Annotated in this window: 15 protein-coding genes and 1 pseudogene; 6 read left to right on the top strand and 10 right to left on the bottom strand. The window is 43.1% G+C overall.

From position 1 onward, the window contains the following. Positions 1-71: 71 nt before the first annotated feature. The 5 genes from sirA to yneA form a co-directional block, all read right to left on the bottom strand. Positions 72-518 carry a sporulation inhibitor of replication protein SirA gene (gene sirA / locus G4O42_RS08990; protein ID WP_003153995.1) on the bottom strand — a complete coding sequence of 149 codons (447 nt, stop codon included), beginning with the start codon at positions 516-518 and terminating at the stop codon, positions 72-74. 151 nt (positions 519-669) lie between these two features. Next, the gene (gene tkt / locus G4O42_RS08985; protein ID WP_032875043.1) at positions 670-2,673 is read right to left on the bottom strand and encodes a transketolase; all 2,004 of its coding nucleotides are present in this window, start codon (positions 2,671-2,673) and stop codon (positions 670-672) included. Positions 2,674-2,838: 165 nt separating this feature from the next. After that, positions 2,839-3,072, bottom strand: coding sequence for a DUF896 domain-containing protein (locus tag G4O42_RS08980; RefSeq protein WP_003153997.1), 234 nt, complete (start codon positions 3,070-3,072; stop codon positions 2,839-2,841). 68 nt (positions 3,073-3,140) lie between these two features. Beyond that, positions 3,141-3,791 carry a YneB family resolvase-like protein gene (locus tag G4O42_RS08975; protein WP_003153998.1) on the bottom strand — a complete coding sequence of 217 codons (651 nt, stop codon included), beginning with the start codon at positions 3,789-3,791 and terminating at the stop codon, positions 3,141-3,143. Positions 3,792-3,806: 15 nt separating this feature from the next. Next, positions 3,807-4,118: a cell division suppressor protein YneA gene (yneA, locus tag G4O42_RS08970; protein ID WP_003154001.1), complete on the bottom strand. Its 312-nt coding sequence runs from the start codon at positions 4,116-4,118 to the stop codon at positions 3,807-3,809. 156 nt (positions 4,119-4,274) lie between these two features. Between yneA and lexA the strand changes: the two genes are divergently transcribed. Further along, the gene (lexA, locus tag G4O42_RS08965) at positions 4,275-4,895 is read left to right on the top strand and encodes a transcriptional repressor LexA (protein WP_007611720.1); all 621 of its coding nucleotides are present in this window, start codon (positions 4,275-4,277) and stop codon (positions 4,893-4,895) included. A 338-nt stretch (positions 4,896-5,233) separates the two neighbouring features. Here lexA and G4O42_RS08960 read toward each other — a convergent pair whose 3' ends face one another. After that, positions 5,234-5,662 (bottom strand): hypothetical protein, encoded by a 429-nt coding sequence (locus G4O42_RS08960; protein WP_032875041.1) that lies wholly within the window; start codon positions 5,660-5,662, stop codon positions 5,234-5,236. A 153-nt stretch (positions 5,663-5,815) separates the two neighbouring features. Here G4O42_RS08960 and G4O42_RS08955 point away from each other — a divergent pair, with 153 nt between their 5' ends. Further along, the gene (locus tag G4O42_RS08955; protein WP_003154009.1) at positions 5,816-6,265 is read left to right on the top strand and encodes a YndM family protein; all 450 of its coding nucleotides are present in this window, start codon (positions 5,816-5,818) and stop codon (positions 6,263-6,265) included. Positions 6,266-6,292: 27 nt separating this feature from the next. On the opposite strand, the gene G4O42_RS08950 is transcribed toward G4O42_RS08955, so the two are convergent. From G4O42_RS08950 to G4O42_RS08940, 3 genes are all read right to left on the bottom strand, one after another. Beyond that, complete coding sequence (locus G4O42_RS08950) at positions 6,293-7,123, bottom strand: prohibitin family protein (RefSeq protein ID WP_007611716.1); 831 nt, start codon at positions 7,121-7,123, stop codon at positions 6,293-6,295. Then, complete coding sequence (locus G4O42_RS08945; RefSeq protein ID WP_007410334.1) at positions 7,110-7,259, bottom strand: hypothetical protein; 150 nt, start codon at positions 7,257-7,259, stop codon at positions 7,110-7,112. Before G4O42_RS08945 ends, G4O42_RS08950 begins: the two co-directional genes overlap by 14 nt. A gap of 108 nt (positions 7,260-7,367) precedes the next feature. Then, positions 7,368-8,189, bottom strand: a complete 822-nt coding sequence (locus tag G4O42_RS08940; protein WP_032875039.1) for a poly-gamma-glutamate hydrolase family protein — start codon at positions 8,187-8,189, stop codon at positions 7,368-7,370. A gap of 211 nt (positions 8,190-8,400) precedes the next feature. Between G4O42_RS08940 and G4O42_RS19975 the strand changes: the two are divergent. After that, positions 8,401-8,508, top strand: a pseudogene (locus tag G4O42_RS19975) (DUF4177 domain-containing protein); the annotation flags it as partial. Positions 8,509-8,596: 88 nt separating this feature from the next. Here G4O42_RS19975 and G4O42_RS08935 read toward each other — a convergent pair. Beyond that, positions 8,597-9,031, bottom strand: coding sequence for a dUTP diphosphatase (locus G4O42_RS08935; RefSeq protein WP_032875037.1), 435 nt, complete (start codon positions 9,029-9,031; stop codon positions 8,597-8,599). A gap of 379 nt (positions 9,032-9,410) precedes the next feature. Between G4O42_RS08935 and G4O42_RS08930 the strand changes: the two genes are divergently transcribed. From G4O42_RS08930 to G4O42_RS08920, 3 genes are all read left to right on the top strand, one after another. Further along, a complete protein-coding gene (locus G4O42_RS08930) occupies positions 9,411-11,828 on the top strand; it encodes a peptidase G2 autoproteolytic cleavage domain-containing protein (protein ID WP_032875035.1) in 2,418 nt (805 codons plus the stop codon). Between the two features lie 168 nt (positions 11,829-11,996). After that, positions 11,997-12,164: a hypothetical protein gene (locus tag G4O42_RS08925; protein ID WP_154018669.1), complete on the top strand. Its 168-nt coding sequence runs from the start codon at positions 11,997-11,999 to the stop codon at positions 12,162-12,164. A 427-nt stretch (positions 12,165-12,591) separates the two neighbouring features. Continuing rightward, the gene (locus G4O42_RS08920) at positions 12,592-12,984 is read left to right on the top strand and encodes a hypothetical protein (RefSeq protein ID WP_050497024.1); all 393 of its coding nucleotides are present in this window, start codon (positions 12,592-12,594) and stop codon (positions 12,982-12,984) included. Positions 12,985-13,048: the final 64 nt, after the last annotated feature.

Below are 13,048 nucleotides of genomic sequence, written 5' to 3'. Positions count from 1 at the left end.
CATGTTGTCTAGTTTAAAGTGTACTAAACCAAAGGCTATTATACAACATTTACATCTCTTTTTCCTCGTTTTTAGACAAAATTTCTTTCTCTGACCGGATTTAACCACCCGTAGCGCCGTGTCTTGAAATCCATTGCAAGAAAACAGGGGCTGATTTTACGCAGAATCTCAAAGAAAATCGTTTCCGCCTCATAATCTCCCGAAGCTGCAATCTCAATTAAACTGTCTTTCATCATGAAGGTGGCGCGGCCCTTTTCTCCGGGCAGTGTAAGCCGGTAAATGGAATCCAAACGGCTGTAACTCATTCGGTTTAAATGCAGCTGGAGACGCTGATGCATATGTATCACCGGAATCGGTTCCGTTATATATTGAACTTGCTTTTCTGTCATTTGATATTCCTGGGGTGTCAGGTCTGTCCAATGATAGTCTCGAAACAACTCAAACATAGCCGTTTCCCGCCCGAAGTAGTGGTTCGCAAACTCATCCTTTATCAGGTGCGTATAGTAATGACGTTCCATTTCCTCATCCCCTTTTACAGCGCTTCGTTATTGCTTTCTATTATACAAAAGGAGAAAAAAAAGAATTGTCTATTACTGTTATGCCGCCCCTTCTATTTTTGTCGCATAATCAGGAAAAAGAGGATGATTTGACTCATCCTCTTTTGTCTCGTTATTTGTTTAAAAGTTTTTTCACGCGGTCAACCACGTTTTCTGCAGTAAACCCGTATTCTTTCATAATTGTTTCTCCCGGAGCTGAAGCACCGAAACGGTCAATTGCGAGAACGTCTCCTTCAAGACCGGTAAATTTGCCCCATCCGAAGCTTGAACCCATTTCGATCGCAAGACGTTTCGTCACATTCGGAGGAAGCACGCTGTTTTTGTACTCGGCCGATTGTTTTTCAAAGCGGTCCCAGCTCGGCATGCTGACTACAGATACGTGAATGTTTTCTTCAGCCAGTTTCGCTTGAGCTTCGATCGCAAGTCCGACTTCAGAACCTGTCGCTAAAAGAAGAGCGGCTGGTGATTCCGTTTGGGCTTTGGAAACGATATAAGCCCCTTTTTCCACGCCCGCATACGCTTCTTCAGCCTGCTGATCAATCGTCGGCAGGTTTTGGCGTGTCAATACAAGAGCTGTCGGATGATCTTGGCTTTGAACGGCAACCTTCCATGCAGCTGCGGTTTCATTTCCGTCAGCAGGTCTGATCACAGAAAGGTTAGGAAGTGCGCGTAAAGAAGCAAGCTGCTCAATCGGTTCGTGAGTCGGCCCGTCCTCTCCTACGGCAATACTGTCATGTGTGAATACATAAGTGACGGGAAGACCCATCAATGACGCCAGACGAATGGCAGGTCTTAAATAATCAGAGAACACAAAGAATGTGCCGCCGAATACGCGAAGGCCGCCGTGAAGCGCCATTCCGTTTAATGCAGCGCCCATCGCAAATTCACGGACACCGAACCAGAAGTTTTTCCCGGCGTAGTCTTTGGCCGTGAAGTCTCCTCCATTTTTGATTGTCGTTTTATTTGAACCCGCAAGGTCAGCAGATCCCCCGACAAAGAAAGGAATTTTCTTAGCGATCCCGTTCAGCACCTCACCTGAAGATGCGCGGGAAGCAAGGCTGCTGCCTTTTTCATAAACGGGAACTTCCTGATCCCAGTCTTTAGGAAGCTCGCCTTTCATGCCGAGTGACAGCTGTTCAGCAAGCTCAGGATATTTTTCTTTATAAGCCGCGAACAGTTCATTCCATTCCTGTTCTTTTTTCGAGCCGGCTTCTTTTACCGCTTTATTGAAATGCCCGTATACTTCTTCCGGAACATAAAAATCTTCTTCAAACGTCCAAGCATACGCTTCTTTTGTCAGCTTGCTCTCTTCTAGTCCTAACGGAGCGCCGTGAACGCCGGATGTGCCCGCGCGGTTTGGAGAACCGAAACCGATCGTGGTTTTCACTTCAATCAAAGTCGGTTTTTTATCATTCTGGCGCGCTTTTTCAATTGCAGCCGTCAATTCAGCGATGTTGTTTCCGTCCTCAACATAAAGAACTTCCCAGTTCATTGCTTCAAAACGCTGCTTTACATTTTCAGAGAAAGAACGGTCTAAATCGCCGTCTAAAGAAATGTCATTAGAATCGTATAATACGATCAGGCGGCCTAATTCAAGATGGCCTGCAAGAGAAGCGGCTTCGGAAGAAATGCCTTCCATTAAATCACCGTCTCCGCAAATACTGTATGTATAATGATCAACTACGTTGAAAGAATCACGGTTATATGTCTCAGCCAGATGGCGTTCTGCAATTGCCATTCCCACTGCCATTGCAATACCCTGTCCAAGCGGCCCGGTCGTTGCGTCTACTCCGGCTGTGTGTCCGAACTCCGGATGTCCCGGTGTTTTGCTTCCCCATTGACGGAACTGTTTCAAGTCTTCAATGCTGAGGTCATATCCGCTTAAATGCAGCATGCTGTATAAAAGCATTGAACCGTGGCCTGCTGATAAAACAAAGCGGTCGCGGTTAAACCAGCCCGGATTCTGCGGATTTACATTCATAAATTTCGTCCACAGCGTGTATGCCATCGGAGCAGCTCCCATCGGCATGCCCGGATGTCCGGAATTCGCTTTTTCAATTGCGTCTATAGATAGTGTACGAATGGTGGCAACTGATTTCTTTTCAATTGTATCCATTATAATCCCCTTCCATATTGTTGTACCTTTTCATCATAAAGCGATGCTGACTTTTTCTCAACTCTTTCAGCTTAAATTTGAGATAAACTTGTTGAAAATTGTCGTAAACACATCCTGATATTAGTATATACGAAAAAAGAATACGTATTGCCGTATTCTTTCTGTTTAATGAAGATTATTTTTCTGTTGTTCTCTTTTTAATTTTTCAGGGGTGACATCGTTGCCTTCCGGATCAATCACTTTTACGCTCTTTAACGTATTTTTCATTGAGGAGCGGAATCCTTTCAAATACTCCTGGCGAAGCTTTTGCTGTTCAGCTTTTTCCTCATCCGTTATCGTGTTTGATTTAGCTTTTTGAGCCAATTCGTTAATTCTTGCGATTTTTTCTTTAGAAATCATAATAAGCTCCTTTGGTGCGTGTTGATTATATACTACTAAAACGCAGTCTTTTTTACAACTGATGCGCGTCAGCTGCCTTCTGTGTCTGCGGTATATTCCTGAAACCGCCGGTGAACCGTGGCTTTGGACACGTCATAGCCGAATCCCCTTAAGGTCGCTGCGATTTCTGCAAAGGTAAGCTTGTTGGCTCTCAGCCTGATAATTTCCGAAACCGGAACCTCTTTTTTTTCTTTTCCGCTGTTTTCATGCCTGTTTTTCAGATTCCGTTCAGGTTTGTAGCCGTTTTTTACGGCTCTTTTCATTCCCCGCCGGATTTTCATATTGTGAATTTTCCTTTGATATTCCTCAACAATACTGACGATTTCGAGTACCATCGAATCAGCTTCAGAAAGCTCCAGTTCACCTTTATGAGCCGTCGTATATATTTTCACATTCTCCCTGTAAATACAATGCAAAAGCGCAATCTTGGCGTTTCCTCTTCCCAATCTCGTTTCGTCCTGCACCAATATCGCGTCAATATGTGATTTTTTAATTTCATCAAGCATTTCAAATACTCCGTCGCGGTCCATTTCGTAACCGCTGGCTTTCTCAGAAATGACTTTCACGACTTCCATGCCGTTTGCAGCAGCGATCTCACTGAGCTCCTCTTCCTGTCTTTTTAATGATGTTTGCTGCTGTTCTTTGTTTGTGCTTACGCGGGCATAAATGAGCGCCTTCATTTCTCTCTTTCCTCTCTAATTGACAATGGCCAGCTGATATACGGCCGGATGCTTTTTCTTAACCGGAAGAATAAGCTCGTCTCCGGGCTTTATATCAGCAGTTTGGAGATGATTATTCTCCGTCACCCACTCAATGAAATCTTCTTTATTAATGTGTTTCTTTTCTGCTACATGATCCGCAAGTGACCAGAGTGTATCGCCGTCCTGAACCTTTATTTTAACATATTGGCTGAGGGACTGATCATTCCCCGCACATGAGACAAGTAAAATAGCGGCACTTAAAATTGCAGTAAACAGCCCGACAAATATAATAGATTCTTTCGCCATGTAAACAACCTCCGATAAGAATGTTTGTTCGCTTTTTATACCTTTCAGTATATACGAACAAACGTTTCTGTCAATCGTTTTTTTCGAACCTATGTTTGTACTGTCAGGAAAATCATGCTATAATCTACTTAAAATCGACGTTTTGAGGTGCGAAATATGACGAAGCTATCAAAAAGGCAGCTTGATATCCTGCGTTTTATTAAAGAAGAGGTAAAAACGAAAGGATATCCGCCTTCTGTAAGAGAGATAGGAGAAGCAGTAGGACTGGCTTCCAGTTCAACCGTGCACGGCCATTTGGCGCGGCTGGAGACAAAAGGCCTGATCAGACGGGACCCTACTAAACCGAGGGCGATTGAGGTATTGGATGAAGAAGAAGTCCAAATTCCGAAAAGCCAGGTCGTAAACGTTCCGGTCATCGGGAAAGTGACGGCGGGTATTCCGATTACGGCTGTTGAAAATATCGACGAGTATTTTCCGCTTCCTGACCGGATGGTTCCTCCGGGCGAACATGTCTTTATGTTAGAAATCATGGGAGAAAGTATGATCGACGCCGGCATTTTTGACAAAGATTACGTCATCGTCAAACAGCAGAACACGGCCAATAACGGAGAAATCGTCGTAGCTATGACCGAAGATGATGAAGCGACGGTCAAGCGCTTCTATAAAGAAGACAATTATGTGCGGCTGCAGCCGGAAAATCCGACGATGGAGCCGATTATCCTGCAAAACGTAAGCATTTTGGGGAAAGTTATCGGCGTATTCAGAGCCGTACATTAATTCTATTAAACTTCATTTATCGTAAAAAACCCCTCTGTAAGGGGTTTTTTTGCATAAAAAAAGCAGATTCGCCCTGGCTTAAGAAACGAATCTGCTAAGGAGGAAAAACTTACATTCTTATTATCCGACATCACACTTTTGAAGTCAACTAATAATGTTTCCCTTGAGAAACTTTTCATCCATTTTTCAACTTTGTATATTAGTGCGTGATGAATTTGCTTTTGTTTATCTTTTTTTTGGGCGGGTGCATCAAAATTTATATATGAATATTTAGTACATAGTACGATAAGTTATATTTAAATATAAAAAAACCCGCTGCCTTTAGCGAGTATCTATTTTCAATCAAAATGATAATATTCTACACCGTATAACCCTTTAATATAGACGGGGCCACAGACGTTTGAAGAACTTTCAACCAGAATCCTGTATTTGTGATACGGATCAATTGATTTTTTATCCTGGGCACTGAGGTTTAACCAGCTGCCGCTGTAGGTTTTAGAGCTTAATGTATAAAAATTTCCGTTCAGCGCCATCCGCTGGAGTTTCATGCTTAAACCGCACGAAGAGTTGTTCATTATGGTGAACTTATATCCTAAAAAGTAATCGTCGGCAGCTACAGCCCCCGGATTTTCAATATGAAACTCTTTTGCATTTCCCTCCAAAGTGAAGCTTGTTTTTGATCCAAATTCAGTGGTAGCCGCTTTAGCTGAGTGTATTCCGCTAAAACATAATAAAAAAACAGCAATACATATCCAGTATTTTTTCATTTGCATCCCCCTTTTTACATATTTTAACTTGCGAATCCTGTGATGTCTATTCACATTTTATTAAAACGTATACTTTATAACCACTATATACCAGTTTAAAAATTTGCGGATTGCTTACAATGAAGACTAAACGAAATAACGAAGGTGGTTCAAATGAAACACGTAATTGCTTTCGCTTCTAAAACGGCGCTCACACTTGCTTTACTGTACATTGTTCTGGATCTTATGTACCAAGTAACCTTTTTAAACGTTCTGTTTATTACAGTGATCTTAAGTTTAATCACTTATTTTGCGGGTGATTGCATGATTCTGCCGAGAACAAGCAATTTCACAGCCGTTGCAGCTGATTTCGGAATTTCATTCATTATATTATGGATATTCCTTATGAATATTGGCGGATTTAATGTCTCGCCTGCCGCGGCATCGGTTATCTCTGCACTTTGCATTTCTGTTTTTGAGGCATTTTTTCACCGGTATTTGCAGCAATATGTACTTCCCGAAGATTATCAGGACACAACAGAGACGGATAGCACGCTATGGAGCTATCAAACCGAGGCGTCTGAAGAATTAGTGCCGGAAAAAGACCCTCAGGAAAAAACATAAAAAGGAGGCATTCGCCTCCTTCTCTTTTTATTTTTGCTTCTGATCGTCCAGCGGCAGCTGCAGCAGTGAGTCTGTGCCTGTCGCTTTCGGCGTTTTTCCGTCCCATTTTTCAATCCATTTATATTTGATCATTTCATCTGACATTGATTTCTTTATGATTTGGTTGTAATCAGCGATCCCTTCCGCTTCAATTTTTTTCTTTTTCGCTTCGGCTTCGGCTATTTTAATTTCAGTTTGTGTCCGTTCAAGTTCCTGTGAAGACTTCACCCTTGCATCGATAGCTTCCTGTGTGGCTTTATCCGGCTTCGGTACGCCAAGCGTCAGATCGTCAATTAAAAATCCAAGACTCTTCATATCATCAGCAAACCGTTTTTGGACATCAGCAGCGGCTTCTGCAGATTTTTGCCCGTATGTGTCAATAACCGAGTATTTGCTGATTGATTTTCGCGCCGCATCCCACAGCCTTGTTTTTAAATATGTATTTTCAATCGTTTCAACGTCTACCGCGCCGAATTTGTTAAACAGATCGACTACTTTATCAGGCTGCACGACATAGTTGTAAGCGATATCCATTTCTATATTTTTACCGTCTGAGGTTGCCACTTTTATATTTTCATTATTCACTGTCTGCATACGCACCGGATATTCCGTTACTTTATTAAATAATCCGACTAAGTGCCAGCCTTGGTCCAATGTGTCGGATTTTACCCCGCCATTCGGTGAGTATACAACCCCGACATAACCGTTCGGTATTTTTTCAATGAATAGTGACGCTGTAACGCCCGCAATTAAAAGGGCTGCACCTATAATCACACCGCCGAGAATTTTTTTTGTGTTTCCGCGCTTATTTTCGCTCATGCTGATCTTCTTCCTCCCATGACTTTTTGAATTTTTTGGCTCCGCTTCCCACTTGTTTAAAGATTGGACTAAGCATCAGCCATAAACCGAATCCGATGATGACAAGAAGAATGATAGACCCGATCATCACTTTCATTTGCCCACCTCTTTTCTTTCATCCTGTCAATTATGTATACGATCTTAAGAACTTAAAGTTTCATAAATTTCAAAAGAAAAAGCCCCGCCGGCAAAATAGGCGTGCTTATTAATAATTGTCACTGATAAAATCAGAAATCGTTTTTGTGAATTGATAAAAGGTTCCATTTTGTGTGGATGCTCTGCTTTTCAGCGTAAAAGTGTCAAATAGTGATTTTCTGAAGCCGGTGCTCATTTCGATTTGAATACTCAGTCCGGATGAAGATTGATTGGCAAGGTTGTTCGGACTGACGCCTGCATATTTATCATTTATGCCAAGAAGAACGGCAGGATACCCGTGCCGTTTCAGCACATCGGTCAAAAGTTCGGCCCGCTCTCTGTCTGTACCGCCGATTTTTATCTTTTTATCGTCACTGCCGTAACCGTGCAATGAAATGACATTAGAGTGCTCTTTCACCATTTGCACGGCCTTCGGTTCATCGAAATGCGAACTTGTCAAATGCAGAGCCGCATTACCGGCTGATTTTAACCCTTCAAATAAATATAAACTCCGGTTTTCGGCAATTTCTCTAGATAACTCACTGGTACCCGGCTCTATGCCTCCGCCGTGTATAGCTAATATGAGGACAGAAGGGTCATGCTCTCGCGTTGAAATGGAAAAATCGGAAGGATCTTCATTCAGCTTTAATTCCTCGAAACCGCCGTAAATATCTGAAGCGGCATTAGCCTGAAAGAACGGCAGGAGCAAAAACGGTAAAATTAAAACTAAAATTCCTTTTTTGGTTATTGATGGCATTTGTATGTTTATGTTACAATACAAATGCTTCAGCCTTTGAAGCGAACGGCAGAACAGGGTGACTTTGGACGGTTTCTTCTGCTCTGCCTCTTTGCCAGCTGCTTTACGCTCTACTCTTCTAACCCTTTTTGCCATAACATCATCCTTTCTTTTGTTTACACTTTTGTCACAATATTATATACGTTGGACAAAACCTCCGTTCATCTTGGAGAATAAAAACATCAAAACAACCTCTATCCTTTAACCTAAAAAAGTCTTTCTGTCAAAGATACAAAAACTTAAATGATAAAAATGAAACCCTTCTCATTAGTTTTGGAAGAGAGTGAGGACTGCAGGGAAATCATTTTATCAATATGCTGAGCTGGGCTGGCGTCCGGCTCAAATATTTGCTCCCGGCATAAACGATTACGGAGCGGCCGCTTATTTCGAAGTCAAATTCGAACGTGACGTATGATTTCCCAATTCAAGAATCATCGAAACAAATTGAATGTAACTGCTGTTTCCATAAAAAAAAGACTGCTGTTAAGCAGCCTTTTTTCGTTTTATTTCGTGCCTGTTGATCCCAGTCCGCCGCGGTCATTGTTCCCGAGCTTGTCTACTTCGATCAGCTTCACTTCAGGCATTTTCTTCATGATTCTGAATTGGCAGATCCGCTCCCCCTTGGAAATGTCGGTATCCCGAAGCGCGAATGCAGGAAAAAACCAGAAGTCATTGTCGCCTTTATAAGATTCATCAATGACACCCATTGAATTTGTCTGAATGATACCGAAATGCTTATATGTACTTGAACGCGGAACGACATGGGCCTCATATCCTTCCGGCAGTTCCATCGCAACTCCAAGCGGGATAAGTTTGAATTCACCTTTTTTGATTGTTATATCTTCAGCTGCCCGCAGATCAATCCAATCGCCCTGTTCAATTTTACTGATTCTCGTTTGCGTATCATCTGAATATTTAATTTTGATTTGTAAAGTCATTTTCGCTGCTCCTTTTGCTTCCCTATTTCAGTCGTATTGATGACCAATCCGTGCCCCATTATACCATTTAACTGTTAAGAATGTTGATTTTGGTGTATATGCAGCCGAAGAGGAAGCACTGCGAAGTCAATGAGAATAAACCTAAAATGAGGGCCCCTCCTATCAGTTTTTTCCTCCATTTTCACATGACAGCTTCAATTACAATAATGCAAAGCTTTATATCCGTTCTTTCACCAGAGCTTTTTTAAAATTTCACCTTGGTTTCAAAAGGAATTTCGTTCTGAATAAAGAATTTGAAGAATAAGCGCTTAAAGGGCGCGCGACTCTTTTCTGTCCCCTGCCTCAGGCGCTTATATCAAAAGAAAGAGGTGTCTTTAGAATGGTTCAATTTAAAAACTTTCCTGATCCGTCTTTAAACGCCCCATTGCAGTCTCGCCCTGCACAGCCCTCTGAATTGGAGCATCTCAAAGCAAGGATGCAGAATTTTATTAAGCATTCCGCAACGGATGATAATCTTGAGATCGCAGATGCCCGGGTGACGGCGGAAGGAATGGTCACCTCACTTTTAAAAGAACGGCTTGATACAGAATACGAAATGCTTAAGAATAAAATCACCCGGGAAGTGAATGTGGAGGACTACGGAGCGATCCCTGACGGCCGGGACAATACGGAAGCCTTTCGGAGAGCGATCGGGAACGGCCGGGTCAAAGTAAATGTTCCCGCAGGAGAATTTTTGGTTCAAGGGATAAAACTCCCCTCATGGACTACCATTTCCGGTGAGGGACAAGGGATTACCGTGCTAAAGCTTCATGAGGACACTCCCGCATACGAATGGGTCATTACTAACGATGATTACGATAATGGAAACCGTAATATTTTTGTCCAGAACATGACTTTAGACTGGAATCCTGATCGTCAATGCGGGGTCAGGAACCCCGGAGGACAGTTTTCCAGCTGTTTAACGTTTGCTAATGTGCAATACGGCTGGATTAAGAATGTTGAAACGGTTAACGCGGGTCTCCATGGTATTGATATTACATCTCCGACTTACGATCATTTGCCTGAAACAGAATGGACGAAAGACGGGTGCCGATATATATGGATTGATAACTGTGTGGCATACGGCGCCGGAGACGACGGCATTACCACCCATTACAGCGAGTATATTTTCATTTCCAACTGCCATTCCGGAAACCCCCGCGGCACAGAGCATGCTGAGGGCAGCGCAAACTCGAACGGCATTGAAATTGACGACGGCTCTAAACATGTATGGCTTTTAAATAACTATACGAGCGGAAATATCCGCGGGATTGAGGTAAAGGCGCACAGCCTGTGGCCGGCTTCTCAAAATGTTCATATTATCGGGCATGTTTCGTATCGTGATGTACGTTCATTTGATATTCGTCATATCGGCCATCATCAGGCCTCAGACCCCGAAAGCACGACGGCTTATGATGTTACTTTAACCGATTGCACCGCGATTGAACCGGTGTTTAATGCTCTCTATGACGGTGTGACCCCGAGGGCGCTGGTCATCTCTGCCTATAAAAACGTTAATGTAAACGGATTCACAGCTATTGGTGATCCCTCATACGACTATGGCGGGAATCCAGTCGTGGCTCTTCAATACCGCAGTCAAAATATTACGATCAACGGCATTAAAATACGCGGCTTTACACAAGCAGGTGTTGACATCAATATATCCGGCGGATCAAATAAAACCGATTATGTTAAAATTTTAAATTTTGATATATACAAGTCTTCTCCTAAAGGCATCTCAATCGGCGGAGGCCAATATAACGTAAATATTATGAACGGTACGATGATCGGAGACGGCGGTTCCGTCGGAATTACGTCCCCTAACAGTCAGGCCGTCATTCTCGGGGTGCAAGCGGAAGGTTACAGCGCGGCCGCATCTATAAAAGGACAGACTTATGAGCAGATCCCCGTCAATTTAAAGGGAGGCGCACAGCTCGCGACCAGCTCCGGTTTTGCATTCAACCCGACAAGCGCCGTTATTGCGGGAACAGGCGATATTACGGCCAGAGGTGACAGAAATGCGATCATCAGCTCTTCCGGAGGTTCAAGTTCTGAAGGTTCAAGGGCATTTATCGCCGCTTCAAACAATGTCCATATTACGGGCAGCAAAGTCTCCAGAACGATTCTGTCATCAGAAAGCATTACATTGGAAGAACCATACACGGTTGCCGGAGGGCATCAGTCCATCAAATGGAAACTGGATTCAGCGGGCGGCCACGGTACGTTCGCCGGAGCTGTCACCTCTTCCTTGTCAGGGTACGGAGAATATTTTGAAAGTGTAACCGGTCAGACAATTCCCGCCGGGACGATCGTCACAGTAAAAGGCGAAAAAATTGAACCGGCTCACGTCGGTGATTACATGCTCGGCGTCATTTCAGAAACAGCCGCTTTTATCTCAGGAGCCGCAAGCTTCGGATGGCAAAGCCGCTTTTTGACAAATGAGTTCGGCGGTTTCATATACGAAAATGTGACTGACGAAGAAACAGGAGAAACGGTACGCGTGCCGAAACAAAACCCGGACTGCAGTCCGGCTCTTGAAGCTGACTATGAAGCACGCGCGGCCAGAGACGAATGGCACATTGTCGGACTCAACGGCCGGCATTACGTACGGGTCGACGGTACGGTCAGCCCGGGAGATTATATCACGGCCCATAACGGAATCGGGACTAAAGCCGCGGAAGGCTGGAAGGTATTGAAACTGACGGCCTTATACAGTTCTGAAAAAGGGTACGGCATTGCAATTGCGGTTATCAAATAGGGTCTCAATATCAGGATCATCTCCTCTCTTTTCTATCGGGCGGGTATGATCCTGTTTTTTATACCGAATGAGATGCCTCTTTTTCAGCATACCGTTTCATTTGTCCAAGCCATCCATACTTTCTGTCATAGAATACTACCGTCAGATGAAAAAAGGAGGAATATGAGTATGGATATGGGTATGGATATGGACATGGATATGGATATGAACGGACATTATGATCACCACCCAAAGCAACCTAAACAAAAAAAGAAGAAACAAGATAAAAAGCATCTTGATTATGATTACATCGTTGTTTATAAAAGAAAATGCAAAAAATGTAAAAAATGCTGCTAACTTGACATATCAACACTTTTTACACCCGGTAAACTCCGGGTGTTTTTCTTATTATGGCGTTTCTCCGGGCTATTTTCACCCAAAATCCGGTCATCCTATCACAATACATAAAAAGACTCTATTATTTTCTTCCCTTTTTGCCTAATTAAAAGTATTTCATTTACAGAAAACAACACAAATAGAATGACATGACTTTTGAGAAAATCTACTCTTTGCTTGGTCAATTTTTCTGCGATACCATGAATTCGCAACAATTTTTAAAAATTTCCTTAGGAGGTCATAGCCATGAAAATCGCAGAACGGTAGTCGGATCATGCTTAGCTTTATCTCTAACAATTCCTTTCACAGCCAGTGCCTCAGCAGCCAGTCAGTCTGAACACGCAAACGCGCCTCACGTTTCACCCGTTGCAAATCCGCTAGAAAGTAAATTATCCCAAACAGCAGACCAAACGTAAAAGCAGCAGGTGTTGATGCCGGGCTGAACGTAAACGTAGATGTTCTCGGAATCTCAGATCGCATTGCTGAAGCGGTTAAGTCAGATCAAAACCGAACCGGCTGGGTAAAAAATGTTATGGAAACAACATTTTACGCATCAGGACAGAAGTACAACGTCATGGTGTTCAATTTAAATCAAGAATATGAAGACCGCTTTAACGGCGTTCAATTTTACGGATCAGCCGTTTATGACGGTATTACTTACAGAATCTGGGTCTTCGAAGACGGGTCCTTCGATAACAAAGGAGACGGGGGCTGGATCAATTGGGCTTTCAGAGGGTGGTTCGATCGTGATAATCAGCATATTGAATTCCACAGACCTTAATACGGAGAAAACTTGCGGCAGCGCCCGCAAGTTTTTTTAACTGGACTGCACATTTTTCACCGTT

The sequence above is a fragment of the Bacillus sp. LUNF1 genome (assembly GCF_011008975.1).
Taxonomy (GTDB): domain Bacteria; phylum Bacillota; class Bacilli; order Bacillales; family Bacillaceae; genus Bacillus; species Bacillus velezensis.
This window is presented reverse-complemented; position numbering and strand designations above follow the sequence as displayed.